The following is a 26,963-nucleotide window of genomic DNA, read 5'->3' on the forward strand; positions in this document are numbered from 1 at the left end:
GCTTTGCCTACGGATGGACCGCAGCGAGGGGCTTTGTAGCCGGCCCTGTTAATACCTGTCCGTTAATATCATACCTTGCACCATGGCAGGGACAGTCCCAGCTTTTTTCTTCGCCGTTCCAGTTAACAATGCAGCCTGCATGGGTACAAACCGGGCTAAGCGCAAACACCTGCCCCTTTTCGTCACGGTAGGCAGCTACTTTTTTTCCGTCAATTTCTACTACCTGTCCTGTTCCCGGCTGTAATTCTTTAAACGATTCCGTTTCCTGCAAACCAAATCTATCGGCTACAAAATGGTAGGCCACATCAGCATTTTCTTTAACAAATTCAGTAAAACCGGCAATCGGTTTAAGTCTCGACGGACTAAATATCTCCTGGTACCTGTTATCCTTCCCCTGTATCAGATCAGCCAGTATCTTCCCCGCTATGCTGCCAAGCATCATTCCGTTGCCGTTATAGCCGGTAGCACAATAAACGCCTTTTGCCGCCTCGGGCATCTGCCCTATGTAAGGGAAACCATCTGCCGGCACATAATACTGGCTGGACCACCGGTACTTAACTTCGGCCACCGGGTAATTGTCCCTAAAATATTTTTCCAGGTCTGCAAGGGCTTTTTCAGGTTCATCGTGCCCGGTTTTATGATCGTTACCTCCTGCTATCAGCAGTTTTTGCCCTTTAATTACATGGGTGCGAAAATAGTGATATGGCTCCTGCATATCGTAGATAAGGGCGTCGGGATATACTTCGTTGGTAAGTTGAACAGCAATAGCGTAACTGCGGTACGGCGCGCAGCGAAGGCTGTAAGAATTGATGCCCGGCGGAATGTGTGTAGCATAAACCACATTCCTTGCTTTTATTTTTAATGCGCCCGACAAACCGTAATGAATGTCGTCGCCGGCTTCTAAGGTGTCAATTTTTGTATTTTCAAGTATCACGCCGCCTGCTTCTACAAATGCTTTTGATAAGGCCTGAAGGTATTTTAATGGATGAAACTGTGCTTGCCCGTTCAACTGCAGGGCCGCCTTAAAGGCCAGCGGGGTCGGTACCTGTTCGGTATAGTTTACCGGCACGCCAACACGTTTGGTACTTTCAAACAGTTCATTAAGCTGGCTGGCTTGTTTCTCGTCCTCGGCATAAATAAAACCTGTTTTGGTTTCATAATCGCAATCAATACGGTAGTTGCTAACATTGGCCCTGATAAGGCCGCAGCCCTCGTTAATGGCCTCGGCAAAAAGCTGCGCCCCTTCTTTACCAAAATTGCTTATTGCATCGTTATAGCTGGTATCTGCAAAGGTATTGATGTGGGCGGTAGTGCCTCCGGTAGTACCAAAGCCAATTGTATAGGCCTCGGCTATAACAACTTTCCTGCCCGCGTTTTGCAGCAGCAGCGCGGCTGTAAGCCCGGTTATGCCGCCGCCTATAACCAGTGCGTCGTAAATTTTATCCGGCGAAAAGCCTTCTTGGATGGCCCCGCCGGTTACTAATTGCCAGGGGCTTAGCTGCGCCCCGTCGCGCATTGTGCCCGGTTCGTTTTGTGGTATCATTACCGTATAACAAAAGTCCGGCCCCTCTGTTCGGATCTGGCTGCAAATAATAACTGCTTATCTTATTTTGAATTAATTATCCAGTTTGTAAAATGTGCGGTTACAGCGAAAGCAAATATATCGCTTAAGCGGCAGCCAGCTCAGGAATATCCTGACAAATGCACCACGGGGTATCCGCGCATCGCAGGGCCGCCCGCATTTCCTGCAATAAGGAAATGCCTGTTCATGTGCAGATTTTTCTAATGTGGTAGTCAAAACTTACAACTTTAAAAGTTCAAGTACTTTGTAAAGTATCATGGCGGGCCAGAAAACCGCCTTTAAGATGCCAAGCATACCACCCCAGAATGTAGTGGCATGCTGTATGAAATAAACTAACGCGCCTGGTAACGCCATGCCATAAATGGCTCCCCCCTGATTCCCCATCTTTTTAACTTTCTCTTTCACGGTATGATGTATTAATTTATTCTTATATAAAATTGCGTTGAGCTGCCCTTACTTAACGTGATGCACATCACGAGCCGGGTTGATGTTGCTCAAAAGGTTGACGATTGATGTTTCTGAAATTGACCTTACAGGCTCACGGCTTCGTTAAAGGCCTTCCTGCCTGTTTCGTTTTCGCCATTTGAACAGCTCGAACCAGATGACGGAAAATAAGCCGATAGTAAGCGCGGCGATGAGCTGCGGAGCATGGAGGGGCGCCAAATTAAAAAACAAGGCCAACGGTTCAATATAGATCAGCGCACATGATATGAGAACGGTTATCCCGATAACCAATAACACCAGGTTGTTCTTATACCCGATGGTAGTGAACAGCGAATAGTAAAATGACCGGTTAACCAGCGTAAGCCAAATGTTCGCGCTTATCAAACAGGTAAATACTATTGTACGGGTAACCGGTTCGCTGGCGCCATTAGCTACCGCATACCGGTAAGTAAACAACGTTGCGGCAGTTATTAACAGCCCTTGCAATATACTGACGAGTAATTCCTGCCAGTTAAAAAAAGTTGTACTGAAAGGGCGCGGCTTTTGAAGCATCGTGTTTTTTTCCATGGGTTCGTTCTCGTATATGATAGAGCAGGTTGGCCCCATGATCAGTTCCAGGAAAATGATATGTACCGGCGAAAAAATATTAGGATAAACCCAGCCTAAAGCCAGCGGAATAAACACGGTTAATATGATAGGGATGTGGATAGAAATAATATATTGTATCGCTTTTTTAAGGTTGGCATAAATACGCCGGCCCATGGCAACAGCAGCTACCATCTTTGAAAGGTCGTCCTCCAGTAAGATAAGCGATGCGGCTTCCCTGGCTATCTCGGTACCCTTTTTACCCATAGCAATGCCAATGTGCGCGGCCTTTAACGCAGGGCCGTCGTTCACCCCGTCGCCCGTCATGGCCACTATCTCGTTTTGTGCTTTCAAAGCATTAATGATCTTTAACTTGGCGTCAGGAAACATGCGGGTGAAAATATTCACGTCTTCCACCTTCTTTTGCAAGTCATGATCAGATAATTGCATCAGCGCGTCGCCACTAATGGATCGGCTTGCACCCCTAAAGTTTATTTGCCGGGCTATTGCCGCGGTTGTTGCCGCGTTATCACCTGTAATGATCTTTACTTTAATCCCGGCCTGGTAAAAGCTCTCCAGCACCGCTTTGATGTTCTTTTTTGGCGGGTCATAAAAAGCTACGAGGCCTTTCAGCTCAAAATGAAATTCCTGCTGAGTGGCGGGAAAATTATCATCGATTAGCTTGGCTTCTGCAACGGCCAACACCCTGTAACCTTCGGCAGTCAGGGCGTTTATGGCAGCCATCATTTGGGTTATTTGGTGTTCTGTAAGCTTACATATCTTCATAAATGCCTCCGGAGCACCTTTTGCCGCGATGATCCTGGCCCCGCTGCGATTCTCGAATATATGCGTCATCATCGGCGGCTGGCCGCTCAGCGGATATTCATGGATCATCCTGTAGTCGGGGCGTTCGTCCCCTTGATGAAAACTGGCGTAAGTTTCATGCAGCGCGGTCTCCATCGGATCGAAAGGTATCGGCTCACTGGCCCACATGGCTAATCTTACCAGCTCCTGGTTGGGGCCGCCGGCAATCTTATCGGTCACATCCTGGATCTGACCGGTTTTCAACGAAAACACCTTGGCCAGGCTCATTTTGTTTTCTGTAATTGTTCCGGTTTTGTCAATGCAAATCACAGATGCGCTGCCAAGCGTTTCTACCGTTTTCATTTGTTTCACCACGATGCCCATTTTCATCATCCGCCAGGCGCCCAGCGCCATAAAGGTGGTAAAGGCTACCGGTATCTCTTCGGGTAAAATGCTCATGGCCAGTGTTAGCGCTTTTATCAGGCTATCCAGCAGCTTGGGCGAATGGTAGTAATTGATGGCCCATACCCCTGCAAACACAATGAGCCCGGCGACCACCATTTTTTTAACGAAATTGCTGATCTGTATTTCCAGTGGCGTCTTTTCGTCGGCAATGGCTTCCATGCTTTTGCCTATCTTACCCAAACGCGTTTGGTTGCCTACGGCCGTTACTGTGGCAATGGCCAGGCCGCTGGCTACCGTTGTACCGTGAAAAATAAAATGATTAGCGCCCAAACTGTCTTTATAGACGGCCAGCGACTCGCCCGTGAGCACACTCTCGTTAACCGAGAAATCATTAGCGTGCACAATAACACCATCCGCCATGATCATGGTACCTTCTTCCACCATAAGGCTGTCGCCAACCACCAGTTCCTCACTTTTTATCGCTTTTACGATACCGTTGCGGATAACCTTGCACCGGGGTTGCGAAAAGTCCTTTAATTTTTCAAGCGCGTTACGGCTCCTCGAGTCCTGATATAAAGAGATGCCGGCCACAAGTATGATCGCCGACGCCAGAAAAATGCCATCACCTGTTTTACCACTTATAAAGTAGACACCCGAGGTAACAAGCAGTAAAACCACCATCGGTTCTTTGGCGATCCCGGTAAGCGCGTTGATAAACTTGTTTGCTTTTTTAAACGAAAGCCGGTTTGCTCCGTAAGCGGCCCTTGACTTTTCTACGCCAAGGTTATTTAAGCCTTGTATACCATAATTATTCGCCGCCATCTTGTTCTTTAAGTCCGCGCTTTTTTGCACGGTGCATAATTCAAAATTGAGCATTTAAATGCGGGGCCTGAATGATGAACATCATCAAATTGGCTGACGGCCGTTATGTGTGAGGCTAAGCAAGGATAAATCTTTGAAAGCAAACGGATTTTGCCGGTCGCTCACTTGTCCCGGGGAAGAAAGCAATGCGAGAAATAAACACCCAACTAAATAAGTGCAGAATGCCAGCCAAATTCCTCGATCAGCCCGTCGAGGGCCTTGCGGTTCATCAGGTCAAAACCATTGCGCATACCGGCTTTCTGCGCTGCGTCTTTTACCAGCATAGACCCTAAACGCAACAACAAACGGTCTTTAAGACTTAGATTGCTGATGACACACCTCCCGGGCATGAAAAATATTTTAGCCCGATGCCTTATTGCGGCCGAAAGATTATTATCCAGGAGTTTGTCCTGTTCCTTGTTGTTGGCGCCTGAAGAACCACATACGATGAACAGCAACAGCTGCTTACCGGCAAGCGCTGATTCGTTTTGCCGAAGCCAGCGCCGAATGACCAGCTTGCCAACGTATACCGAACTGCCCAGGATAACGCTGTCATATCCCTGAAGACTGGCTGCTGTGGCTTTTTCTGCCGGCAGCATGGGGAACTTCAGCGTATCGGCTAACCATTGCGCTTATTGACAGGTAGCGCCATATTTCCCTGCGTAAATAATGATCCCTTTCATATTGGCGACAAATTAGAAAGTACCTGCCGTCAAAAAAATGACGACTATCAACCGGGAAAGAACTACTCGTCATCTGCATTGATATTGGCCGCATGATGAGTGAACAAGCTGTGAAGATAGTGGCCACTTAAAAATGACCGTTACAGATGAAATTTGCTTTGACGACTCAGGACACGGCATCTTGCCATTGCTCAGAAAAAGCCTTACTACTTGTTAGGAAAGGTCATGGTAAAGCAGGTCTGCTCGTTCGGGATGCTGGAGAACCCAAGTGTTCCGCCCATAAGTTGCACGTAGCGCTTTACAATATTCAAGCCCAGCCCTGTTCCCGCAATATTACCGGTGCTGTCAACCCGATAAAATAAAGTAGACAACTTCTTTTGGTCCTCTTCAGCTATACCCAGGCCGTTGTCCTTAACGCTTATGATCACGCCGTTGGCGGTTACCTCCGTCGTTAGCCAGATATGCGCGTTGTCTCCGGCGTATTTAATTGCATTGGATATTAATCTGCTTAACGACTTTTCGATAAGGTCACTGTCTAAGTTTACCATCTGCGGTTCGGTTGGTGAATCATAAACCAACTGCTGCCCGGGTTTAGCCGTCAACCTTAAATTTAACATCGCATCCCTGCAAAGTTGCACAAGGTCAAATGAAGTAAACTCCGCCTTTATCAAACCTTCCTCCAACTGGTCTAACGATAAAAAGTCTTCCAGGATGCTCTCTAGGTTATGCACTACCTGCCTGATCTTTTCCGCGTGTTTAAGTGCAGGCACACTTTCGTTCCGTTCCAGATAACGCTCTATAAGCGTGGCGGATAGCAAAACAGAACTAAGCGGGGTGCGGAACTCGTGCGAAGCAAGGGTAATAAAACTGCTTTTTAACTGGTTCAGTTCATGTTCCTCCTGGTAAGCGCGCATCCGGCTTTTCAATTCGGTTAAGATCACATATATGAGGCAGGATACGATCAGCAAAATAAGTAAGGAGCCCACTACTATAATTACCTGCGTTTGTTTACCTGACCGGGTGTAAGCGTTCTCACGGTTTAGTAAAAGCGATTCTTCCAACTGCTTTATCCGCCGGAGCGTTTCATTAATATCCCTGATATATCCATGAACACGTTTGGTGTCTCCCTCGTTCGATATCTGAAACAGGGTATCAATTTGCCGCCGTAACAGCCATATTTCTGTTGAACGCAGTTGGCTATCTTTAACAAGTGCAATTAAGCCATTCACCTGCCGGGTTAAACTCTGGTATTCAGAACGGCTAACAAACCCTTTTTGATAGGGATGGGGCTGCTGCATATAACTGTCCAGCAATAGTGTTTTACTGAAACAAATGGCTATCGAGTCTGTTTTTCGCAGTACTTTATAAGTGTGCTCTACCCATTTTTCCAGCGTTTGCTGCCGGTTCAAGGCCCGGTAAGATGTCATACCCACTATTACAACCAATACAATAGAAGTGACACAACCGAGATAAAAGAATATCCGAAACCCTGTTAGGGCCTTGGACGATAGCCCCCTACCGGGAGTCGTTTGTTCCCCGGTAAAAAAACTTTGGTCGGTTTTGCCTTTAGGGGGTTTCATCCTGTTCATAATTAATCTCAATAATAGAACAAATCGTAATGGTGAAAAATGACGTGCAACACCTTCCGGGCAGATATTCCACACATGTTAACAGCCCTGGGGGCCATTATTTCTATTACCGGGTGGTAATAGTTACCGTTAGCTAAAAGTTTGAGAGGGCCAACGCGCAGGTAACCTTTTTGGCAAGCCAGAAGCGCTTTTTTTAGCATTTGGCCGCAGCCTGCGAATTGTGAATATTAAACCTGGATGGTAAAGCAGTTAATACACCGATCCCTCGGGCGTGATCGTCAGATAACTCGCTTGATATTTTGAGAACGTTTATTGCCGATTGGCTTAAGCCTTTAACAATCGCACGATGGTTTCAAATAACTCTTCAGGTTCAAAGGGCTTGCGGATATAACCACTGGCCCCCATTTCAAGGCCTGCCGCAACCTCCTTTTTTTCGGCACTGGCGGTTAAAAATATAAATGGGATAGCACGGGTAGCCTCGTTGGCTTGTAACCCACTAAGGACCTCATAACCATTGGCTTCCGGCATCATAATGTCACAAAGGATCAGGTCCGGTGAATGTTCAGTCGCCAGTATTAAGCCTGTTTTTCCGTTTAAGGCCAAAATAACTTTATAACCTTCCAGTTCCAGCAGTTCGCAAGTATTCTCGCGTATATCGTTATTGTCCTCTATTAATAAGATCGTTTTCATGGCCGGGATGATTTAGTGAAAATTCAATAGTAAAAGTTGTTCCCTGGTTAGGTTCACTAATAAAACTAATATCGCCGTTCAATAATTCTACATATTGTTTTACGATAGTTAACCCAAGCCCGGTACCCTGTATGTTAGTGGCATTTTTAGCCCTGTAAAATTTATTAAACAGATTTTTTTGATCCTCCTGCGGAATGCCAATACCCTCGTCCCTTACCCTGATCACTACTTTTTTTTGGTCGTTGTCGGCATCAATATCCAGGTAAACTGTTTGCTGTTCGCCGGAATACTTCACCGCGTTAGAAAGCAGGTTGAGCATTATATTACGAAGTATCTTTTTATCCTGTGTGATATTGCGGACCCCGTTATAAGAAAACCGGATATGCTGGCCGTTTTTGAGCATCCCGTTCACTTCCTCTACCAGGTCTTCTGCAAAATCATAAAGGTCAAAGGTTTCGCGTTCAATTTCAACTTTGCCCTGTTCCACTTTATCCAGGGAAAGAAATTCGTCAAGGATGACAGTGAGGTTCTTAACAGAGGCGCGGATGCGGCTAATGTGGCGCTTCCTTTTATCTTCCTGTTCAGCTTTGGTGTAGGATTCAGCCAGTGTACGGCTGGAGAGAATAGCGCTTAAGGGGGTCCGGAATTCGTGAGAAGCCATGGCAACGAACCGCGATTTCATATCGTTCAGCTCTTTTTCGCGTTCAAGCGACTGCGTCAGCTCAAGCGTACGTTCTTTTACCTTGGCCTCTAACTCATCATTAAACCGCTGGCGTTCGGTAATGTCGGTTACAAATGCAACGGCAAGCGATTCATTATCCAACTGATAATGACCGAGGCTGATCTCTACCGGAAATTGGGTGCCGTCCTTTTTACGGGCAAATAAATTGAGGCCATAACCCATTGGCCTGGCTTTGGGTTTTTTGAAATAACCCTCGCGGTGATGAACGTGGCTGTGACGAAAGCCTTCCGGCACTAATAACTCGATCAGCTGCCCGGTTAATTCCGTCTTTTCGTAGCCAAACAGCTTTTCTACGGCCGGGTTAGATAGTTCTATCCTCCCTCCACTGCTAACCACCAGGATGCCAACGGTAGCGTATTGAAACAAAGCCTTAAAACCGGCTTCATTTTCAAGCGATAAGGTGTTTGACTCGTTCATAACACGAGGTATTAAGCGCGGGTAGATACGCGATTATAAAGTTAAAAAATATTCCAATTAGTAGTAAAACTTTTTACGTTGCCGTTTATTATAAGTTTTATTTACTGGTATTTTTTAACGTTAAATAGCAATATCCGGAAAAAACAAGAAGGCTACCAGGCCAATAATGGTTAATGCCAAAAAGGCGATCAATACCGCCAATACCCATTGCGTAAAGGTCCACCCGCGTGGCTTTCGCTGCGGATATTTAATATTTTTCGCCGTTTTCATAATTCATTTATTTTTTCGCAACATATACATCGGGGCAAATGCTGAAACCCATTCCACAAAATGACGGCAAGTGACGCCCTGTAACGGAATGATCTGGAGTAGTCTGGAATTTAATCAGGACACCGGCGAACAAAACCCGTGCACCAAAGGCGTTACCTACCTTTGGTGCACGCTTCGGCGTTTAACCAAGCGGCAGTAAAGCACAGATGGGCAAATTTCAGCCCATACCCATCAATCTCGAATGCATCACAACCAGCCAGGCAGATAAAAATTTGGTAATGATGATCATTTATGTACCGGGGCAATCGGCATTTTATTTAAAATGCCCTCTACCCCTTCAGGGATATCCTGGATAGCTCGTTGGCGGTCATCAACGTCGCCCGAACCGTAACCGCGCCAAATAACCTGGTGGTTACGGCGTTCGATGAGGTCGATAATAAGTGTCCCTTCGCTATAAGGCATTTCTACAATATCATTTGCGACGAAAACCGGGAAAGGCCTATTAAAATTGTAATAAAAATAGCGGCCGTTCCTGTCACGTGTCACACCCCGGTAGGAAATACCCGGCCCGTAGACATAAGTAGGATAATTGTATATCCGGGTACGGTCTTTTACCTGCACCGAATAACGCACCAGTAAGTCGGGGCGTGCGCTTTGAAGCGCGAGCCCGCGTTTTTCAAGGCCCGCGGTAACCGCTTCTTTGATCTTTTCATCTACAAGGTCGCTGACATGCCCGGGAGTATCCGGCACAGGCAGCCAGGCAAACGTGCGGTATTTATTGAAGCTTGCTTTACTGCTTTGGATAGCATAATATTGATAGCCGGAGCATGCCACTATGAAAGTGGCCGCCAGCAAAACGATAACGGATTTGAAATTTTTCATGACTGTTTATTGATTATGATTACCGGTGTGTGATGAAAACCGGTAAATTATTAAGCTTAAGCACAAGGTCGGCAGCGCTGGCCTTAAACAGGTTTGACAACCAGCTGCGACCATAAGCGCCCATCACAAGAATGGCGTTGAGTTCCCGCAAACAGTAATCGAATAGCTCATCCTGCGGCTTTCCACGCAGATCTGTAAAATCTATACGGCTGTAATGCACTTTAAGGTATTCATAAACCTTTTCTTTTTCTTCCTCATTAAATATCGCTCCTTCATCGGCCTGCAATACGTTAATGTCGGTCCCGCTCAGCTCGGGGAACAGGTAGGTAAACTGCTTGATGGCAAACAGCGCGGAAGAACTGCCATCAAAGGCAAACAGTACCTTATCAATGGCGTAGGTGCGATGAGGCGAAATGATAACGGGGCTCTCGGCCTTGTTCAGCAACGATTTAACCATCTCGGCGGGAGTTTCTACGGGTGAGGCGGCAAACAGTGCCGGGCCGGAGATGATCACGTCGGCATAGCGGCTTTCGGCTACCAGTTCGTCCAACGGAACATCCTGATCGCGATGCACCAGGTAACTAATGCCTTGCGCTTCGCAGGTAGCCTTAAATTTCCGGATATTTTCTTCAGCAATCCTTTCTTTATAAGTCAGTTCGGGCGGGGTTTCCGTGCGTATGCTTTCTGCATACACGCTGCCATAAGCAAATTTGGCTGCAGGCGGCGCAACGGGCAGGTCTTCTAAAAACACTCCGGTTAATGCCGAGCCTGTTAGCTGGGCCAGATAAATCCCGAATTCCAGACTTTGCAGATCGGGTTTTTCCGCGTCAAATGCGAGCAATAGCTTTTTCATGATAAAGCATTTTTAAAGAAAGCTTTCGCCTTAACACGAAAGCTTTCTATTATTGTGAGCAGGTTGGTTAAACCTGTATAATATTAACCTTAGCACCGCGCCGTTAACCGTTCCATGACTATGCGCCGCGCGGAATCAACAACAGCAAATGGGCCCCGCCACCTGGGGCGGGGCATAAGCCGAATTGAAAATGCTTAATTTACAGCGATCTTCTTCGCCGAAGGACTTTTAACTTTCCCGTTGCGGGGGATATTTATCTTTAACACGCCGTCTTCGTACTTAGCGCTAAGCTTTTCCTTGTCGGCTCCTTCCGGAAGTGTAAAGCTCCGGCTGAACGACGAATAGTTATATTCCTGGCGGGTGTATTTCCCGTCCTTCTCTTCTTTGCTATCTTCCTTTTCACTGCTAATGGTCAACACATCATCATCCAGGTCAACCTTAAAATCGTCTTTCTTTAACCCCGGGGCGGATAGCGCCAGCTGGTAGTGATCTTTGTTCTCAATAATATTCACGGCCGGAACATTGGTGGCACGTTTAAAAAAACTACCGTCAAATAAATCGCTCCAGGGCCTGAACAGGTCCTCAAACACAACAGGAATCCTTTCTTCAATTTTTGTTACGCTTTGATTTTTCATGATATAAAATGATTAATGATAAAGAATTTAGACAAAAGTAATTTTTGGTATTGCCCCGGGGGAGGATGCCCGTCATCCGTACGGGTGATTTACATCAGCCCGGCCAGTGGGGTCGATCATTTGCCGGGAAGGAAGGACGGGCTAACTTTGATTATGAAACCTGGCTCAAAAACAAACGGAAACCACGGAAAGCCGTTAAAAACGGAACACCCGTTGTCTGAAAAAGATGAACAAGCCCGACGGCTGGATGGAGTTAGAAAACTGCAGGCTGAGGCGCTGAAATTATGGCACGAACTAATGAAGAAAAATAAATGAAAAAGCTATTAGTACTTACCGATTTCTCGGCCAATGCAGCACATGCCGAGTCGGCCGCCCTGCGGTTATCATCAAAAATGTCGGCCGATCTTGTTTTGTATCACACGTTTTCGTATGTGCCAATGGCCCTCAGTAATATCGAAGGGCCGTTGGTTACCCCGGATATGTATTATGCAGACAGCATGGAAAACTTACAAAAAGGAGCCAACCGGCTAAATGAGTTATGTGCCACAATTGCCGGTTGCAAAACCCATATAGAGTGTAAAACCGGCGACGGCGGCCTGGCTGAGAATGTTCGGGAACTTACCGCTGGAAACGAGATGAGCATGGTGATCATGGGTGGTAGAACCGGCGGGACGATCGATCATTTACTTACAGGGAGCGATACGGCCGCGGTGATCCGCAAATCCCGCAAGCCCGTTTGCATAATACCATCTGCAGCACAGCTGGGTATTCCGAAAAAGGTGGTATTTGCTACCAACTTTGAAATGTCTGACTTGCCTGCCGTAGATTTTCTGTTGGATTTAGGCAAAGACCTTGATTTTGAACTGCAAATTGTTCACATATTGCGGCCCGGCGAAGCAGCCACGGCGATAGGCGCTGAAATGGCCTTTCGCAAATTCCTTTTACACCGCGGGCTCACTTGCAAACAAGTGTTCAGGGAAGCGGTTCAACCCGCGTTGCAGCATTACTGCGCGGACGAAAAGGTAGACCTTTTGGCATTGAGCCACCAGCATCATTCTTTAGTGGCACGGCTGTTCGGCCACAGCGAATCTAAGGCCGTCATTGCACAACAACAGTTACCGGTTATCATCTTTCCGCCGGATTATAAATAAAATTTTTAATGCTTAAACCATGAGAGACTTTTTTACAAACTAGTACTATTGGGGAATGCACCTGGTATGGTGGTTTCTTTGGGTTTGTTTACTGATCTGGATATTTGCCACACCTTACGATATTCCGGGGCAACGCAAAAGAAGAGACTCCCCGCTGGACATTTTGAAAAAGCGTTTTGCCGCGGGCGAAATTACAAAAGATGAATATCGCGAGCGTAAAAATATCCCTGGAAAATGAGTAAGTCAATTTTGACGGAGAACCCAGTATAGCCCTTTAACATCCGCCTGCCATTTTGGGAGGATCAGTACCAGCACAATCTCTTCCGCCAAATCAAGCAGCGTAAAAATTGAGGTAATATAAAAAAGGTAAGTCAGCGGTTCGTCCAGAAAGTAAAACAGGACCAGGAACATGCCTTGAAGAACAGCGGCTATCTTGGCCATATAGGTATGAAAACTGGTTAATTTGCCGAAGCGAATAAGGGCGATGCTATTTTGTGCCATATAAAATAAAATCAAAGCGGCCACCAGCTGCCATTCGGCGCGTAAAAAATCGATATGAAATAGCGCTATGCCTAAAACGGCAACCAACACGGTCAGATCATCGGCGATGGAATCTATACGCGCCCCCATCAAACTAACCGCCTTGAAGCGGCGGGCCAGCCAGCCATCTATAGCGTCCGTAAAAAAACTGATGGCCAGCAGCCATTTAAAAATGTTAAACTGATGGCACAGCAACAGGATGACCAGCACAGGCGCAGCTGCCAGCCGGTAAAACGTGATCAGGTTAATCAATCGATAACTCATCTTTTTCATCGCCAAACCATGATAAGGTAAATCAAAACAAACGGAGCTGAACCTAAAAGGCTGTCGAAGCGGTCCAGCATGCCGCCATGCCCCGGCAATATAGTACCCGAATCTTTCACATTAAGGCTGCGTTTCAGCAATGATTTGATCAGGTCGCCATAGGTGCCACTGACGATGATGATGAAAGTCAGCATCAGCCAGTCCGCAGTTTTCAGCAACGGAATATGTCGGGATATCAGGTACCCTATCAATAAGCAAACCATTGCTCCGCCTACACTTCCTTCCCAGGTTTTTTTTGGCGAGATGCGTTTAAATAAAGGATGTTTACCTGTCAGTTTTCCACACAGGTAAGCTCCGCTGTCATTTGACCAGAGCAGCAAAAAGACACTTAAAGGCACTTCAGCATGATATATATTCCCTGGTTTGGGCAGGAAGGGCAGCGCCAGTAAACAACATAGCGGCAAACAAATGCAGATGATTCCTAAAAAAATGACCGCTAATGACTGAAAAGGCCTGTAACCAGACCCGTAAAGCGACGCGACAAAAATACCGAAACCAACCGGCAAATTGAGTAGCAACCACTCCCAACCGCCTATACCGCTGCTTACTATGTAGGTGGTGATGATAAGGCTGCCGGAAAGAAAATACCCCGCCGTGCCGGCAAGCCTGGTATCCGGCGTCTCCAACAGTCGGTAAAACTCATGCAGGCTTAGCATGTTGATTATCAACAGCAAACCTGCGAAATAAACCGGCCCCAGCCATATACCGCCAAGAATAACCGTTACCAACGCGATACCGGTTAAAACGCGTGTTTTAAAATTAGTCATGTTCTACTGCGTTATTCGGAAAGATCAGTAAGGAAGTATTGCCCTTATTGAGTAACTCCTTCAACGGATTTTCATGAAATAGGTGGTACCATAAAGGATGTTTTCGATAACGCAGGGCAATAATATCTACGCCTGTTTCTGCTTGCATGGTGTCCAGCCCTTCAATGACCTTCGCGGCCCTCGCGCTCGTATAGCGGGTTGCAGGATATAAGCTTCTGATTTTTTGGCTGAAGGCCGAAGTGCTGCTTTCTTCCGCAAAATCTGGGATAACAACCCTGGGAGACACGTGACCGATGGTTAGCCGGGCTTTAAGGCGTGCCGTTAAATCAACAAGATCGCCGATCACTGCCTCGTCCGCGGCCGCCAGGTCTGTAGCAAACAAAACATGATGTATCCCGTAACTTACGCGGTTGCCCGGCGTAGCCAATATGGGGCAACGGACTTGCTGCAATACCGCCCTTACATCGCCGCTAAACAGCATATCGCCGTAAGACTTGCCGGATACCCCCATAACAATCAACCGGCTTTTTTTCCGGTGCGCCAGCCCTGCTACACACTCGGCAAGCTGTCCTTCAAGCGCGATGGGGCGTACCACCGGACGCTGCCCGGGAAGCTTGATACGCTCCAGCCGCCGCACTTCCCGGTTTAATTTCATCATACTATCATGCCGCTTTTGGACAGCAGTAGGCTCCTGAAGTACGGTCGAACCCACCGATGGCAGATACGGAGTAATAGGATAAACGTTAACCAGCCAAATTTCGGCGTTCATCTGCGCTGCGATGAACAGCGCCTGCTCTGCTGCGCACCTGGCGGCCGCCGAGAAATCCGTCAGAATCAAAACACATTTCATAATTACGGTAATTAAACGATCTAAGCTCGTCAATGCTGCCGGAAATTAGCATGATAACGATCATGCGACGGGCTGTTTTTAGTCAGCGTCAATAAGCTAAGCCGGGTTTATCTTGCACCGATTATGGATATCCTGACACATCTGACGCTCGGCGCATGCTTAGGCGAAGCCATTGCTGGCCGTTACCTGGGTAAACGTGCGCTGGTTTGGGGGGCGGTGTTGCACAGTTTGCCGGATATTGATGTGATAACTGCCCTTTGGCTGCCCACGCCCGCCGCATTGCTGGCGCATCGGGGTATTACGCATTCTTTTATAACCAGTATAATAATAGCGCTTTTGCTGGCTACTTTTGCCTACCGCCGGCCCCATAACGCGGGTATGAACTGGAGCAAGTGGTTTTTGTTCATCTTGATCACCATTTTATTGCATGATATACTTGATGCCTCCAACAACTATGGCACCGGCTGGTGGGAACCCTTTAGTTCCGGGCGTGTAGCGTTCAATATTATTTACGTTGCCGACCCTTTTTTATTGATGTGGCCATTGAGCGCTTGTTTGGTGCTGCTACTTGCGAAAAACAGTGTTATACGCAGAAGGATCTGGAGTATTTTTGGATTAGGAATGGCATTTTTTTACGTGTTGTATTGCGGCGCCCATAAAAAGATAGTCGACCAAAGGGTAACCGAATTGCTAAAACGCCAAAAGATAACCTACTCGCATTACATGAGCACGCCCGCGCCGCTACAAAACTGGTTATGGTATATTGTAGCCGGCACAGATAGCGGTTATTATACAACCTATTATTCGGTTTTTGATAAGGAAGAACACCTGTCCCTGCATTATTTCCCGCGTAATGCCTATTTACTGGCCAGGGCTAAGCACCAGGCCACCGTTCAGCAGCTTATTCGCTTTTCGCCACAATTTTACACGGCAGAAATGCGTAAGGATACCCTTGTATTTAACGACCTGCGTTTCGGCCAGATCATTGGCTGGCAAAATCCTCGGGCGGCATTTGCCTTTTATTACTTCCCTGATCAGCCAAATCATAACAAATTGGCTGTTCAACGCGGCAGGCTGGCAGGCTGGAACAAGCAGGCAGTTCGGTCACTCTACCGGCGCATCAGGGGTGAGTGAAGGGTAGATTTCTGATAGCTGTATCTGTAAACTTATCGCTTTGCCCCTGTGTCCCTGCCGGTCAAGGGTACTGGATCAGGTGTGCGCTCAGTTTCGCCACCAGTCGCGGGCCAATTCGCAAACGCTAACAATCATCACTTTTTAGCATTAAAGGGAAATAATAACAATGGTATTTTTTGATGTGCCAGTTCTTTTTTGGCCTGGCTGTAGGTTAGCAGCCTTTTAAATACCGAATATTGGTGATGCGTCATTGAAAGCAGGTCGGCACCCGTTTGTTTACTGATGCGGTTTAAACGGCCGGTAACATCTTTCCCCCGGATCTCTTTATAATTGATCGGTTTATCAAACCCGCTCAATTGCGTCAGGAACTGCTTTTCTTTAGCGATGGTAGAATCATCCTTATCGCCATTCAGCGTAACATGCACCACTTCGATGTCCAAATCGAACATCGAAAATAGTTCCTGAAGATGGCGAAGCGCACTTATATCCTGAGGTTCAAAATCGGTCGCAAAAACTATCTTTTCCAATTGATCCAAACCAGCTCTTGGCGGCACAACCAATACAGGGCATGTGCCTGTTTCAAGAACTTTGAATGTGTCGCTTCCGCTAAAAACATGTTCAACGCTGCACGACGAAGCTGCCGAACCCATCACGATCAGCTCAACCGGGTGTTCGTCCAATTGCAGAGCCAGTTCCCTTTCCAGGCTTCCTTCCTTGTAACAGGTAAATAATCGTGGTTTGTATGTGCCGCCGGTGCCGCTAATGTAGTCATCTAATTGTCGCACCGCCACCTCAAGCAACCCTTCGCCTTCCCCGGTTCCGGCCACCGCTTCGGCTACCGCAGCACCTCCCAGGTAGCCCGGCATTATAGGTATCTTTGGCGAACAGTTCCATAGCAGCAGGCCTGCGTGGGATTTTTCCGCCAGCCAGGCGGCTGAACGGGCTGCGTGAGCCGAATTCCGCGAGAAATCTGTTAAAACCAATATCCTTTTCATAAACGTAATCTGAAATACCTGCAAAATAGCCTTAGCGGGCGCGCCATCCACTGACGGCTGGCAGCACGAAAAATGATCCTGGTCACGCTGATATTAATGATGGCGAAGGTTGCGGTAAAGCGCCAGGCCAATAGGTATAGGCAGCCAAAACGAGAAGAACCGAAAAAGCAGGGTAACAATAAGCGCCGCGTGAACCGGTAAGCCCAGTACCGTGTAAAAATAAGTCATGGCACTTTCATACGCTATCAGCGCACCCGGCGATATGGGAAGAGAACCGATTACCAGGCTTAATAACAGGCCGTACATAATTAAGGCCGGATGCAAGGTAACATGAAAACCATGTATAATGGCAAATACCGTGACCGCATCACAAACCAGGATGCTCATATGGTAAAACACCGCGCAAATCAAAGCTTTCTTATCCTCGAAAAGATCCTTCCAATCCGCGTTTCCGCTTTTTGAAAGGGTAAGCAAGCCGCTGTTAGCGATGTAACGCTTCAACCAACGTATGCGGTTAAGCTTTGGCAGCAGATACGAAATTGTGCGTTGATTACTGATACCCAGCATTAATGCGCCAAGGCAGCAAAAAAATACGCACCCGATAAGAACCGTATAGCTCATTACAGGCTGGTGACCGGGCTGATGCCGTACCCAGGCATACAGCGCGGTCAATAAAAATATAAAGGCCAGGTAATACGTAATTGATTCTAAAACCAGCGTCTGATATGCTTTTGTAACCGGCACTTTCCTTTTCACCAGTTGACGGAACAGGTAACCATTACCACTTATTCCCCCGCTCGGCAAAGCCTGATTAACAAAGAGAATAACAATTGACAGTTTAAAAAGCGTAAGGAAGCCGGCAGTGCCGGTTTGGCCATTCAAAAGTGTTCGAAAGATCATCACGTTTAACAAATAAGTTGTTACCTGGGCAGTAACGGCCAGGATAAGCCAGGCCGGGCTCATTTGTGCCAAAAGCAAACGGATATCTTTTAACGTTCCGATGTACCGGATAGCGAGGTAAAAGACCAGTAGCGATAGTGTGTAAAAAAGGATTCGCGCCGGCCTGAACACAGCTGCTTTTCTCATGCCACATATCGTTTACTGCGCCAGGTAACCACCATCAATATTGTAATACGAGCCGGTAACAAACGAGGCTTTGTCTGAATTGAGCCACAGCGCTAATTCAGCAACTTCTTCCGCCGTACCCAGGCGGCCCATGGGGTGTAATGCCTTCACCGCGTTTAACGCGCTTTCGTCAAGCATATCTAATAAAGGCGTACGGATATAGCCGGGGCCTATGCTATTGATACGCACACCTTTGTCGGCGTATTCAAGCGCAGCCGCTTCGGTTAAACCAATTACGCCATGTTTGGCTGCAACATAGGCCGGTGAACCCTTTGTTGCCACTTTACCCAGAATAGAGGCCATGTTTACAATACTTCCTCCACCTGAATTGATAATTGCCGGAACCTGGTAATGCATGCCATAAAACACCCCGGAAAGGTTGGTACTGATCACCTTATCCCAACCCGCTAACGGATACTCTGCCACCTGGCTCAACGGGCCGGCGATGCCCGCGTTATTAACAGCTATGTGCAAGCCACCAAACTGCTTAATGGCGCTTTCAACCAGCTTTTCATTTGCGACGGGTAAAGAAGTATCTGTCTGAAGGAATATCGCTTCGCCGCCTTTGCTTTTGATCTCCCCCACAACCGCTTCGCCGTTCTTAGTATCAATGTCTGAAAGAACCAGTTTTGCGCCTTCGGCTGCGTAAAGCAGCGCTATGGCCTTGCCAATGCCCGAAGCTGCACCGGTGATGATAGCTACCTTGTTTTCTAAATTTTTCATGTTTGTCGTCTTTGTTGGAGTTCCAAAGGTCATATTTGGCGCCGGTAACTTAAATGATATTTATCACGCGGGTGGATGATCTGCAGGCTGTTGGTGATTAGTCATTTGCTTGACTAAAGTCATTGCAGCTTATTTACAGAATCAAAAGCTTTGTTTATCAATCACTTGCTATGCGATACCATTGCTTCATTACCGATTATGACGGCACACTTGCAAGTAACGACCGGGTTATGCCTGAAGCTGTCCAGGCGCTTAAAGCGCTTAAGGCAACCGGGAGGAAGCCGGGCTCGCTGCTCATGAGGCATAAACGCAAGTATGCAACCGGCGATATGGGTTACAATAGCTTTTATTTTAATGGCCCTGCTCACCGCCTCAATCTGAAAGCTAATAACCTGATGATGTTCATTCAGATGGGAAGCGGCGTAGATGATGATACATGGTCATACCATCTACGGCGTCATGACTATTACAACTGGTTCCGTCATTCTGTAAAAGATGAAAGTTTGGCCGTTGCTGCTGAGCAGGTTGAAAACGGGCCAGACGACAGCCGGGTTTAGAGGCAGGCAATATTCAAAATGATAATGGAGAGGTATAGCTTGCCTGCCTGAGTCAACAACACTCCATGCGGTCAATAAATATGGTTGTATGTCTGGCTCGTGGCTGCATTGAAGGGCTTTCTGCCCCATAGCCAAATACAATCGCCAACTGTACTTTCTCGCTTTCTGATGCTTCCAGCTGTTGATAAAGGGATGTTTGGTCAATGTATTTCGCTAACCCTATAGGGCAACTATCCAATCCAAGTGAGCGCGCTGCGAGCATCATGTTTTGCGCGCACATGCCCGTTTCAAGCCCACCCCACTCGTTGTCCTTAGGCGAGGTGATAAATATAACAACCGGTGCGCCGTGAAAAATGTGATCATCTTGTGCCGTAACCAGGTCATGTGAACTATGCAATAACGTCTTTATGGCCTTCATCGGATGCTTCAAAGCCATTTTGACCAGCAATTTAGGGATCACTTTAATAATTTCTTTAGAAAAGGCATCAATCGTGTCCCGATGCGTTACGACATAGAACTTCCAGGGCTGCCCGTTCATAGCAGAGGGCGCCATCCGGCCGGCATTGAGGATTTGCTCAAGCAAGTCATCATCAATCATTTGCGGCCGGTACCGGCGTACGGCCCTTCGGTCAAAGATAGTTTTGATCGTTTCGTTCCCCGGTTTAACACTAATCGTTTCAGGTTTCATAGCGATACAGATTGATAGCAGTAAAGTACTTTATTTCCGGCCCGGTAAAAGCTGACCACAAACAAAGTTTAAAATGATGCTCGTCAGTTAGCCTGCCTTTTGACGTCATTTTTTTATCAGCATCAGAAGGCCACCTTTATTTTATGAAAAAAGTGACGCCCCCGGATAAAAAAAAGCCCGCCGGCAATATCAATAAGCCACCATTTAACTGGGCCTGGGTGTATGTGACCATTTTGCTATACTTGATTCTTTCACCACTGCTTTCAGAAAAAATGGCTAAGGAGACCACCTGGCAACAATTTTCCACCAAAATATTGTCGCGAAAGGCAGTTGCCAAACTTGAGGTAATTAATAAGGAGCGTGTTGACGTTTACATTAAAAGCTCATTCTCTAAAGATACAGCCTTTAAAGAGGTGTTTAAACCTGTTTTTGGCAATGGATTATATCACGGTCCGCACTACACTTTCAATATCGGCTCCGTAGAAACATTTGAACATCACCTTGACGAAGCGGAGCAGGCTTTTTCTCCGGCCGAACATATTCCGGTGAGCTATGTGACAGAAAGCAACTGGCTGCTTAACCTGCTAAGTTGGGTGGTTCCGTTTGTGCTCTTGTTTTTTTTGTGGAACTACCTGATGCGCCGGGCCCGTGGCGTAGACGGCCACGGGAGGCAACGATATTTAACTTCGGAAAATCGCCGGCTATCTTGATGGAAAAAGAAAACAGCAACGTAACTTTTGAAATTTTGGGTAAGCACACTGTAGGTTTTAAGTATTTTGATTTAAGCGATCATGAAATTTATAATTAAAATAACGCGAATGGCAGTTGGCGTGTCTAAAGTTATCGTAGCACTTCTTACACTGCTAATGTATTTACCGGCATGCAGCCAGCAAAAGGCATCTAACCCCGCCAATGTTGATACCCCCCCGGATCAATGGAATCAAAGTGTACGCGGCAACTTTAGTAGTCAAACCAAGGTGACCCTCGACAGCACCCGTTTAAAATTTTTTTTTGGTAAATACCCCGTTTTAATGCGCTATGCCAAAGATATTGAGGGCTTTTACAGGCGCCGGCAATATGCTTTTGCCTGGTTCGAGAATGGGCAACTGATAGAACAGGCATCCAACCTGGCGAACCGTGTACGGAATTTGAAACTTGAAGGCCTGCAACAGCAGGCGCCCTACCAGCAGGCATTGGATTCGCTTTTGTTCGCCGGTAACCCATCATCGCGTACTGCCGATACCGACCTTGAACTTATGTTAACGGCACAGTATTTTGTATTCGCCAATTTAGCCTGGACTGGACAGGGCGCAGCAACCAGCCTTTCCGTCAATTGGTACCTTCCGCGCAAAAAAATCGACTATCAGCAGTACCTGGACACGCTGATCGCGGCCCGGCCAACGGGCGTTGTCCCCGGCGAGCCCGTTTATCGCCATTATGAGCTGCTTAGGCATTTCCTGATCAAATACCATCAATTGGCAGCCGAAAACTGGGCGGCTATTTGGCTTCCGCGCGATTTAAAACTTGGAGACACCTCCGCTGCGGTTCGAAGTGTTAAAGTCAGGCTGATGCGACTGGACGATTTTTCCGGCGACACGACCAATTCCGTTTTCAATGAGGAACTCGGCCGCGCAGTTCAACTTTTCCAGGAACGGCACGGTTTACTTATAAACGGCATATTGAACGCTGAAACATTAAAGGAGTTAAATGTAACGCCTCAGAAACGGATAGAACAATTGATCGTAAATATGGAACGCAGCCGCTGGTTGCCCGTGCAGCTCAAGGGCGACTACCTGGCCGTTAATATACCTGAGTTTAAGCTGCATGTTTATCATGCCGACAGCTTGCTCTGGAGTTGCAACGCGGTGGTGGGAAAAACCATGAACCGTACAACCGTATTCTATGGGGAAGTAAAATATATAGTTTTCAGCCCGTACTGGAATGTTCCCCCCGGCATCCTCCGCCAGGAAATACTCCCGGCGATTCAGCGAAACCCAAACTATCTGACAACGCACAACATGGAGATCACCGGGCAAAGGAACGGATTGCCGGTAGTGCGGCAAAAACCGGGTCCGGATAACCCGCTGGGGTTGGTCAAATTCCTTTTTCCCAATACTTATAACATCTACCTGCACGATACTCCCTCTAAATCTTTGTTTGACCAAAGCACACGTGCATTCAGCCATGGCTGCATTCGTATCAGCGAACCCGAACGACTGGCTACTTTTCTATTAAAGGACCGGCAGGATTGGCCTGTGGAAAAGATCAGGCGTTATATGAATGCAGGCAAAGAAAACACGCTTACGCTGCAACATGCTACCCCGGTGTTCATTGCTTACTTTACAGCTTTCGTTGATCGCGCCGGCCGGCTTAATTTCCGCAGGGATATATACAACATGGATCAAAAACTCCTCGGCGCCTTATTGGTTTCCGGGCACTAATGACCGGTATCATCTTAAACAGAAACGTGCATCATGCTGATGCTCCAAGTTTAAGTTTAGCTTTAAAAAAAGTCGATCATGAAAAATCTATTTATTTACAGTTTTTTGATGCTGTCTCTTACCCTGAGGGCCCAGGTACCGGCTAATAACGGTTTGAGCACTGCTGCTGCGCGGGCTTTGCCGGCAGTTGTTATCGTGCAATCGTTTCTTTCAGATAGTATATTAACGGTCAGGCCGCAATCGCCTTTAGTAAAGACCCTGCCTAAGATCAATAACGGTTCGGGTAAATTGGTCGCCAGCGCATCAGGTGTCATCATCAGTACAGACGGTTATATCATTACAAACGCCCATGTACTTGCCGGTGGCGACAGCCTGAATATCATTCTGCAAAATCGCCGCAGTTACCGCGCCAACCTCATCGGAACAGACGATCAGGCGGATCTTGCGCTACTAAAGATCACAGCCCCGGGCCTGTCTTATATTGAACGTGGTGATCCGGGAACCGTTGCTATCGGCGATGAGGTGTTGGCTATTGGCAATCCGCTCGAATTGACGTCAACGGTTACTGCAGGCATTTTAAGCGCACGGTATCGCAGTATAGATGACGACCTCACTCTTTCAACGGTCAATTCGTTTTTACAAACAGACGCGGCGATTAACGAAGGTATGAGCGGCAGTGCGCTGCTAAACCGCCATGGGCAATTGATCGGGCTAAACGCGGCCATCATTTCGCCGTCGGGAACATTTGCGGGTTACGGTTTCGCTATTCCGGCTCCGTTGATCTATAAGGCCTACCATGATCTGTTGATGTATGGCCGCGTGCGGCATGGTTGCCTGGAAGGAACTTTTACTGATTTGGACGATGCACAAGCCAGGCGGCTGGGTGCCAGTACGCCAAACGGTGTGCTGGTTGAAAAACTCATAAAGGATGGCGCAGGTTATAACGCGGGCTTACGGAAAAACGATGTGATAACATTGATAGGCCAACAGCCGGTGCATTTTGCGGCCCAGTTACGGGAGATCATCGCCGTCCGGGACCCAGGCGACCGGCTGGTACTTACCGTGGAACGGGCAGGTGTCATGCTGACGCTGACAACAATACTCTCAGAGAACAACGACCGGAGAGATTTGGCGAAAGGTACCCACTCCCCCGGCTTGAAACAGGTGCAGCATTGATCGTATTGTAAAGCGTAAAAAATCGGAGCCGGACTTTGCCGGCTCCGCAATGCAACAAACGTTGCATCTGGCTGAAACAGGATAAGTTCCATTCATCAGTTGATCAAAGATAACGCCTGATCAACGTCGTTCGGGTGATCTGCATCAGCGTTACGGCCAATACTAATCATTGCAATCTGCGCTTAACGCCTATTAAATTGGTCATTTCAAGATAGAAAACTGCCATGAAAAACAAAAAGCATCTAAGTAATTTACACATCGGCGGTTTACTTCTTAGCCTTGCGCTGCTCTTACTGCTGCTGGTGATGACCATCGTTGGGATGAACGCGCAAAAAACCTTAACCAGCCATTTCAATACACAGCTTAAAGTTCATGAACAGCTAAGCGAAATATCGCGCTCTGTAGACCTGCTGGACGTTCTGCACCTCCGTTACCACACCAGCGGCATGGCTTTATTTCGCATTGGCTATGATCAAATGACGGACACTGTCAGCATCCAATTAAAAGAGTTGAAGGAACTGGTTAAAAAGGATGCTGTAGGGATAGAACAAACCCGATTGATCATTACCGGCATCGATACCGTTCAGCGTTACTGGCAGGCTGAGGGTTACCCGTTGAAAGGCAAACTCTCAGCGCAAACAGCGCAGGATGAAGAAAAGTTGCTTGACGTGGTCAGATTTGCCATCTCAGATGCTGACGAACGGTCTCGTTTACTGCTAAAGAACCAACAACAGCAACTGGAAAGCTTACACTTACAGATGCAGTCCTGGTTCATTTTACTGGAGATCCTCATCGTAATTATATTATTGATTGTTAGCGTTCGGGCGGTTCTGACAAGAATCAGGGCAACCAATGACAACCATCATGGTAGCCTGTCTGAATAAGGGGTTTCTTTGCTTTATCAATAATCAATTAAATAGCAAATCATATGAAAACAGATGTTGAAATCCAGAAAGATGTGATGGCTGAGCTTAAATGGCAGCCCTTCCTTCATGCAGCTGAAATTGGTGTAAGTGTAAAAAACGGTGTAGTTACCCTGTCCGGCCAGGTAGATACCTATGCAAAAAAACTGGCCGCTGAAAATGCAGCCAAAAAAGTTGCTGGTGTTAAGGCGATCGCAGAAGACCTTCAGGTGGGGGTATCGCCCAGCTATCGCCGAACCGATGCCGAGATCGCAGAAGCGGTATTGAACGCGTTAAAATGGCACACCGCTATTCCGGAAGACCGTATAAAGGTAAAAGTGGAAGATGGTATCGTAAAACTGGAGGGCGAGGTAGAATGGGAGTTCCAGCGGAACAGTGCCAAAACAGCCATACAGAACCTGAACGGTGTGCGTATGGTTAGCAACCTTTTAACCGTGCGCCCAAAAGTTAGCGCCGATGACCTGGAAAAAAAGATCAGTGCTGCATTTCATCGCAGCGCTACTATTGATTCAGCCAACATCAAGGTATCGGTTACCGGGAACAAAGCTACATTAACCGGAAAAGTTCGCTCTTTTGCTGAAAAAGATGAAGCTGCAGATGCAGTTTGGGCCGCACCGGGCATATTCAGTGTTGACAACAAATTATCCATTCAGGAACCTGAATTGGTATTTTGAAACAATTATACGGCCGGGCTGCATCTATGAATATAGCTGCAGCCTCTTTTTTTTTCGCGCTATGGCCCGTTTATATTTCCTGATTCTTTGTTTAATGGCTGCACTTTACGCCAAAGGTCAGCGCTCTATCGCGCTTGGTGCATCATATAAAGCTACGGGGTGCGCGGTAACGGATACGCTACCGCCACATCGCTTTGGACGAGCCGCTTTTCAACTGGCGCTGGGGGAACTGATCCCCTGGACGGTGGACCGTTATTTGCTGAATGCAGATTACGCCCGGATATCTTTTAGAACGCTGGGGCATAATTTGCGACCATCAAGCTGGACCTGGGATGACGATGCCTTTGGTACAAATCAATTTGCACATCCGTATCATGGCAGTTTATATTTTAGCGCGTTCCGGGCCAACGGTTATACATTCTGGCAATCGGCGGCGCCAACGGTAGTAGGTAGCTACATATGGGAGACCGCGGGAGAGTCGCAATCCCCATCACCAAATGATTTTATCAACACGAGTTTCGGCGGCATCGTTTTGGGGGAAATGACTTACAGGCTGTCTAATCAGATCGTTAATAATCACACCCGCGGAGTTAAACGGCAGGTTAGTGAAATACTCGCGCTTCTGGTTAATCCCATGAACGGCTTTAATCGTATAATTGATGGGAAATGGGGAAAGACTGAACAAAATTCGCATGAACGCGATTCGACCCACGTACTGGCAGAGTTTGACATCGGGGCGCGCAAGTTCAGGGCCGATCACCATGGGCGTACCGGGTGGTACGGGCATGTTCGCTTAACCTATGGCACACCTTTTGAAAATTATCACACTCCTTTCAGTAACATTTCGGTAAATGGTGAATTCGGCAGTGATGATAGTTCTAAAGTGAATATCCTTTTTGTATATGGCTCACTTGCCGGATGGTGGCTGAGTAAAGCGGACCGCGACCCACAGCTATTAACGTTATCTGCCAATTACGATTACGTACACAACGAGGCTTTTTTTTACAGTGCCCAAAGCGTAAAATTAAACTGGCTTGCATCTTTCCGGTTGAATAAGTATGTCCAGATTAACGCCAGCGCGGGCGCCGGTCCGATCTTGCTTGCAGCGGTTCCTGACCCTTATCTATTTAACGGCCGGAATTATGATTATGGCGCCGGCGGTGGCATGTATGGACAATTCGGCTTAACATTGCTCGACCGGCTTTCATATCGCCTCAATTACCGGGCAGGGTGGATCGGCACCATCAACGGCAATAACTCTCGTTATGTATTGCAGGCAGTAACCAGCGAACTGGCTTACCGTTTTTACGATGGCCTGGCCTTTTGTTCAGAATTCGGATACTTTCACCTTCATGGAGACTATCAAAAATACCCCGTGGTAACCGCCCGCTATCCATATCTACGTTTTTCGCTTCGCTACACAGTCGACTTCAACTAAAGCCAGTGACGGGCG

Annotated in this window: 29 protein-coding genes and 1 pseudogene; 11 read left to right on the top strand and 19 right to left on the bottom strand. The window is 47.3% G+C overall.

Annotated features, from left to right (window positions below; translation table 11 throughout):
* Nucleotides 1-7: 7 nt before the first annotated feature.
* From HDC91_RS14140 to HDC91_RS14190, 11 genes and pseudogenes are all read right to left on the bottom strand, one after another.
* Nucleotides 8-1,543, bottom strand: a complete 1,536-nt coding sequence (locus tag HDC91_RS14140) for an FAD-dependent oxidoreductase (protein WP_183553246.1) — start codon at nt 1,541-1,543, stop codon at nt 8-10.
* A 258-nt stretch (nt 1,544-1,801) separates the two neighbouring features.
* On the bottom strand, nt 1,802-1,987 hold the full coding sequence (locus HDC91_RS14145) for a hypothetical protein (RefSeq protein WP_183553519.1): 186 nt from the start codon (nt 1,985-1,987) through the stop codon (nt 1,802-1,804).
* A gap of 144 nt (nt 1,988-2,131) precedes the next feature.
* Nucleotides 2,132-4,642, bottom strand: a complete 2,511-nt coding sequence (locus HDC91_RS14150) for a cation-translocating P-type ATPase (RefSeq protein ID WP_183553248.1) — start codon at nt 4,640-4,642, stop codon at nt 2,132-2,134.
* Between the two features lie 206 nt (nt 4,643-4,848).
* A pseudogene (locus HDC91_RS14155) lies at nt 4,849-5,301 on the bottom strand (flavodoxin domain-containing protein); the annotation flags it as partial.
* 269 nt (nt 5,302-5,570) lie between these two features.
* Nucleotides 5,571-6,944: a HAMP domain-containing sensor histidine kinase gene (locus HDC91_RS14160; protein ID WP_183553252.1), complete on the bottom strand. Its 1,374-nt coding sequence runs from the start codon at nt 6,942-6,944 to the stop codon at nt 5,571-5,573.
* 333 nt (nt 6,945-7,277) lie between these two features.
* Nucleotides 7,278-7,643: a response regulator transcription factor gene (locus HDC91_RS14165; protein ID WP_183553254.1), complete on the bottom strand. Its 366-nt coding sequence runs from the start codon at nt 7,641-7,643 to the stop codon at nt 7,278-7,280.
* Nucleotides 7,612-8,802 (bottom strand): PAS domain-containing sensor histidine kinase, encoded by a 1,191-nt coding sequence (locus tag HDC91_RS14170; RefSeq protein WP_183553256.1) that lies wholly within the window; start codon nt 8,800-8,802, stop codon nt 7,612-7,614. The genes HDC91_RS14165 and HDC91_RS14170 overlap by 32 nt, the downstream gene beginning before the upstream one ends.
* Nucleotides 8,803-8,922: 120 nt before the next feature.
* Nucleotides 8,923-9,072, bottom strand: a complete 150-nt coding sequence (locus HDC91_RS14175) for a hypothetical protein (protein WP_183553258.1) — start codon at nt 9,070-9,072, stop codon at nt 8,923-8,925.
* Nucleotides 9,073-9,357: 285 nt separating this feature from the next.
* Nucleotides 9,358-9,954, bottom strand: a complete 597-nt coding sequence (locus tag HDC91_RS14180; RefSeq protein ID WP_183553260.1) for a DUF4136 domain-containing protein — start codon at nt 9,952-9,954, stop codon at nt 9,358-9,360.
* Nucleotides 9,955-9,973: 19 nt separating this feature from the next.
* The gene (locus tag HDC91_RS14185; RefSeq protein ID WP_183553262.1) at nt 9,974-10,807 is read right to left on the bottom strand and encodes a universal stress protein; all 834 of its coding nucleotides are present in this window, start codon (nt 10,805-10,807) and stop codon (nt 9,974-9,976) included.
* Nucleotides 10,808-11,001: 194 nt separating this feature from the next.
* Nucleotides 11,002-11,442, bottom strand: a complete 441-nt coding sequence (locus tag HDC91_RS14190) for an Hsp20/alpha crystallin family protein (RefSeq protein ID WP_183553264.1) — start codon at nt 11,440-11,442, stop codon at nt 11,002-11,004.
* Nucleotides 11,443-11,457: 15 nt separating this feature from the next.
* On the opposite strand from HDC91_RS14190, the gene HDC91_RS14195 reads away from it, so the two are divergent.
* From HDC91_RS14195 to HDC91_RS14205, 3 genes are read left to right on the top strand one after another with little or no spacing between them, the layout of a single operon-like run.
* Complete coding sequence (locus tag HDC91_RS14195) at nt 11,458-11,757, top strand: hypothetical protein (RefSeq protein WP_183553266.1); 300 nt, start codon at nt 11,458-11,460, stop codon at nt 11,755-11,757.
* Nucleotides 11,754-12,593 carry a universal stress protein gene (locus HDC91_RS14200; RefSeq protein WP_183553268.1) on the top strand — a complete coding sequence of 280 codons (840 nt, stop codon included), beginning with the start codon at nt 11,754-11,756 and terminating at the stop codon, nt 12,591-12,593. The genes HDC91_RS14195 and HDC91_RS14200 overlap by 4 nt, the downstream gene beginning before the upstream one ends.
* A gap of 55 nt (nt 12,594-12,648) precedes the next feature.
* Nucleotides 12,649-12,831, top strand: a complete 183-nt coding sequence (locus tag HDC91_RS14205; RefSeq protein ID WP_183553271.1) for an SHOCT domain-containing protein — start codon at nt 12,649-12,651, stop codon at nt 12,829-12,831.
* A gap of 5 nt (nt 12,832-12,836) precedes the next feature.
* On the opposite strand, the gene HDC91_RS14210 is transcribed toward HDC91_RS14205, so the two are convergent.
* The 4 genes from HDC91_RS14210 to HDC91_RS20020 are packed head-to-tail and all read right to left on the bottom strand — an operon-like array spanning nt 12,837 to nt 15,138.
* On the bottom strand, nt 12,837-13,406 hold the full coding sequence (locus HDC91_RS14210) for a CDP-alcohol phosphatidyltransferase family protein (protein WP_183553273.1): 570 nt from the start codon (nt 13,404-13,406) through the stop codon (nt 12,837-12,839).
* Entirely contained in the window at nt 13,403-14,224 is an 822-nt protein-coding gene (locus HDC91_RS14215; RefSeq protein ID WP_183553275.1) for a phosphatidate cytidylyltransferase, read from the bottom strand. Before HDC91_RS14215 ends, HDC91_RS14210 begins: the two co-directional genes overlap by 4 nt.
* Nucleotides 14,217-15,011 carry a universal stress protein gene (locus tag HDC91_RS14220; RefSeq protein ID WP_255476740.1) on the bottom strand — a complete coding sequence of 265 codons (795 nt, stop codon included), beginning with the start codon at nt 15,009-15,011 and terminating at the stop codon, nt 14,217-14,219. Before HDC91_RS14220 ends, HDC91_RS14215 begins: the two co-directional genes overlap by 8 nt.
* Nucleotides 14,968-15,138 (bottom strand): hypothetical protein, encoded by a 171-nt coding sequence (locus HDC91_RS20020; protein WP_255476741.1) that lies wholly within the window; start codon nt 15,136-15,138, stop codon nt 14,968-14,970. Before HDC91_RS20020 ends, HDC91_RS14220 begins: the two co-directional genes overlap by 44 nt.
* A gap of 59 nt (nt 15,139-15,197) precedes the next feature.
* Between HDC91_RS20020 and HDC91_RS14225 the strand changes: the two genes are divergently transcribed.
* Nucleotides 15,198-16,208, top strand: a complete 1,011-nt coding sequence (locus HDC91_RS14225; RefSeq protein ID WP_183553279.1) for a metal-dependent hydrolase — start codon at nt 15,198-15,200, stop codon at nt 16,206-16,208.
* A gap of 134 nt (nt 16,209-16,342) precedes the next feature.
* Here the strand turns inward: HDC91_RS14225 and HDC91_RS14230 are convergent, their stop codons facing one another.
* From HDC91_RS14230 to HDC91_RS14240, 3 genes are all read right to left on the bottom strand, one after another.
* Nucleotides 16,343-17,203 carry a universal stress protein gene (locus tag HDC91_RS14230; protein WP_183553281.1) on the bottom strand — a complete coding sequence of 287 codons (861 nt, stop codon included), beginning with the start codon at nt 17,201-17,203 and terminating at the stop codon, nt 16,343-16,345.
* A 93-nt stretch (nt 17,204-17,296) separates the two neighbouring features.
* Nucleotides 17,297-18,289 (bottom strand): lysylphosphatidylglycerol synthase transmembrane domain-containing protein, encoded by a 993-nt coding sequence (locus HDC91_RS14235; protein WP_221262190.1) that lies wholly within the window; start codon nt 18,287-18,289, stop codon nt 17,297-17,299.
* A gap of 12 nt (nt 18,290-18,301) precedes the next feature.
* Entirely contained in the window at nt 18,302-19,051 is a 750-nt protein-coding gene (locus tag HDC91_RS14240) for an SDR family NAD(P)-dependent oxidoreductase (protein ID WP_183553283.1), read from the bottom strand.
* Between the two features lie 170 nt (nt 19,052-19,221).
* Between HDC91_RS14240 and HDC91_RS14245 the strand changes: the two genes are divergently transcribed.
* On the top strand, nt 19,222-19,608 hold the full coding sequence (locus HDC91_RS14245; RefSeq protein WP_183553285.1) for a hypothetical protein: 387 nt from the start codon (nt 19,222-19,224) through the stop codon (nt 19,606-19,608).
* A gap of 52 nt (nt 19,609-19,660) precedes the next feature.
* On the opposite strand, the gene HDC91_RS14250 is transcribed toward HDC91_RS14245, so the two are convergent.
* Nucleotides 19,661-20,296, bottom strand: a complete 636-nt coding sequence (locus HDC91_RS14250; RefSeq protein WP_183553287.1) for a nitroreductase family protein — start codon at nt 20,294-20,296, stop codon at nt 19,661-19,663.
* Nucleotides 20,297-20,439: 143 nt separating this feature from the next.
* On the opposite strand from HDC91_RS14250, the gene HDC91_RS14255 reads away from it, so the two are divergent.
* The 6 genes from HDC91_RS14255 (at nt 20,440) to HDC91_RS14280 (ending at nt 26,948) form a co-directional block, all read left to right on the top strand.
* The gene (locus HDC91_RS14255; protein ID WP_183553289.1) at nt 20,440-21,006 is read left to right on the top strand and encodes a hypothetical protein; all 567 of its coding nucleotides are present in this window, start codon (nt 20,440-20,442) and stop codon (nt 21,004-21,006) included.
* Nucleotides 21,007-21,087: 81 nt separating this feature from the next.
* Nucleotides 21,088-22,737 (top strand): murein L,D-transpeptidase, encoded by a 1,650-nt coding sequence (locus HDC91_RS14260; protein WP_255476731.1) that lies wholly within the window; start codon nt 21,088-21,090, stop codon nt 22,735-22,737.
* Nucleotides 22,738-22,815: 78 nt separating this feature from the next.
* The gene (locus HDC91_RS14265; protein WP_183553291.1) at nt 22,816-23,913 is read left to right on the top strand and encodes a S1C family serine protease; all 1,098 of its coding nucleotides are present in this window, start codon (nt 22,816-22,818) and stop codon (nt 23,911-23,913) included.
* 224 nt (nt 23,914-24,137) lie between these two features.
* Nucleotides 24,138-24,797: a hypothetical protein gene (locus HDC91_RS14270; RefSeq protein WP_183553293.1), complete on the top strand. Its 660-nt coding sequence runs from the start codon at nt 24,138-24,140 to the stop codon at nt 24,795-24,797.
* Between the two features lie 44 nt (nt 24,798-24,841).
* Complete coding sequence (locus tag HDC91_RS14275) at nt 24,842-25,510, top strand: BON domain-containing protein (protein ID WP_183553295.1); 669 nt, start codon at nt 24,842-24,844, stop codon at nt 25,508-25,510.
* Between the two features lie 94 nt (nt 25,511-25,604).
* Nucleotides 25,605-26,948, top strand: coding sequence for a DUF3943 domain-containing protein (locus HDC91_RS14280; protein WP_183553297.1), 1,344 nt, complete (start codon nt 25,605-25,607; stop codon nt 26,946-26,948).
* Nucleotides 26,949-26,963: the final 15 nt, after the last annotated feature.

The organism is Mucilaginibacter sp. AK015 (genome assembly GCF_014200785.1).
GTDB lineage: Bacteria > Bacteroidota > Bacteroidia > Sphingobacteriales > Sphingobacteriaceae > Mucilaginibacter.

Coding starts and splice junctions, on each gene's coding strand:
- HDC91_RS14140 (WP_183553246.1), bottom strand. CDS start 1,543: ATGATACCACAAAACGAACCGGGCACAATGCGCGACGGGGCGCAGCTA.
- HDC91_RS14150 (WP_183553248.1), bottom strand. CDS start 4,642: ATGGCGGCGAATAATTATGGTATACAAGGCTTAAATAACCTTGGCGTA.
- HDC91_RS14160 (WP_183553252.1), bottom strand. CDS start 6,944: ATGAAACCCCCTAAAGGCAAAACCGACCAAAGTTTTTTTACCGGGGAA.
- HDC91_RS14165 (WP_183553254.1), bottom strand. CDS start 7,643: ATGAAAACGATCTTATTAATAGAGGACAATAACGATATACGCGAGAAT.
- HDC91_RS14170 (WP_183553256.1), bottom strand. CDS start 8,802: ATGAACGAGTCAAACACCTTATCGCTTGAAAATGAAGCCGGTTTTAAG.
- HDC91_RS14175 (WP_183553258.1), bottom strand. CDS start 9,072: ATGAAAACGGCGAAAAATATTAAATATCCGCAGCGAAAGCCACGCGGG.
- HDC91_RS14180 (WP_183553260.1), bottom strand. CDS start 9,954: ATGAAAAATTTCAAATCCGTTATCGTTTTGCTGGCGGCCACTTTCATA.
- HDC91_RS14185 (WP_183553262.1), bottom strand. CDS start 10,807: ATGAAAAAGCTATTGCTCGCATTTGACGCGGAAAAACCCGATCTGCAA.
- HDC91_RS14190 (WP_183553264.1), bottom strand. CDS start 11,442: ATGAAAAATCAAAGCGTAACAAAAATTGAAGAAAGGATTCCTGTTGTG.
- HDC91_RS14195 (WP_183553266.1), top strand. CDS start 11,458: ATGATAAAGAATTTAGACAAAAGTAATTTTTGGTATTGCCCCGGGGGA.
- HDC91_RS14200 (WP_183553268.1), top strand. CDS start 11,754: ATGAAAAAGCTATTAGTACTTACCGATTTCTCGGCCAATGCAGCACAT.
- HDC91_RS14205 (WP_183553271.1), top strand. CDS start 12,649: ATGCACCTGGTATGGTGGTTTCTTTGGGTTTGTTTACTGATCTGGATA.
- HDC91_RS14210 (WP_183553273.1), bottom strand. CDS start 13,406: ATGAAAAAGATGAGTTATCGATTGATTAACCTGATCACGTTTTACCGG.
- HDC91_RS14215 (WP_183553275.1), bottom strand. CDS start 14,224: ATGACTAATTTTAAAACACGCGTTTTAACCGGTATCGCGTTGGTAACG.
- HDC91_RS20020 (WP_255476741.1), bottom strand. CDS start 15,138: ATGATCGTTATCATGCTAATTTCCGGCAGCATTGACGAGCTTAGATCG.
- HDC91_RS14225 (WP_183553279.1), top strand. CDS start 15,198: ATGGATATCCTGACACATCTGACGCTCGGCGCATGCTTAGGCGAAGCC.
- HDC91_RS14230 (WP_183553281.1), bottom strand. CDS start 17,203: ATGAAAAGGATATTGGTTTTAACAGATTTCTCGCGGAATTCGGCTCAC.
- HDC91_RS14235 (WP_221262190.1), bottom strand. CDS start 18,289: ATGAGAAAAGCAGCTGTGTTCAGGCCGGCGCGAATCCTTTTTTACACA.
- HDC91_RS14240 (WP_183553283.1), bottom strand. CDS start 19,051: ATGAAAAATTTAGAAAACAAGGTAGCTATCATCACCGGTGCAGCTTCG.
- HDC91_RS14245 (WP_183553285.1), top strand. CDS start 19,222: ATGCGATACCATTGCTTCATTACCGATTATGACGGCACACTTGCAAGT.
- HDC91_RS14250 (WP_183553287.1), bottom strand. CDS start 20,296: ATGAAACCTGAAACGATTAGTGTTAAACCGGGGAACGAAACGATCAAA.
- HDC91_RS14255 (WP_183553289.1), top strand. CDS start 20,440: ATGAAAAAAGTGACGCCCCCGGATAAAAAAAAGCCCGCCGGCAATATC.
- HDC91_RS14260 (WP_255476731.1), top strand. CDS start 21,088: ATGAAATTTATAATTAAAATAACGCGAATGGCAGTTGGCGTGTCTAAA.
- HDC91_RS14265 (WP_183553291.1), top strand. CDS start 22,816: ATGAAAAATCTATTTATTTACAGTTTTTTGATGCTGTCTCTTACCCTG.
- HDC91_RS14270 (WP_183553293.1), top strand. CDS start 24,138: ATGAAAAACAAAAAGCATCTAAGTAATTTACACATCGGCGGTTTACTT.
- HDC91_RS14275 (WP_183553295.1), top strand. CDS start 24,842: ATGAAAACAGATGTTGAAATCCAGAAAGATGTGATGGCTGAGCTTAAA.
- HDC91_RS14280 (WP_183553297.1), top strand. CDS start 25,605: ATGGCTGCACTTTACGCCAAAGGTCAGCGCTCTATCGCGCTTGGTGCA.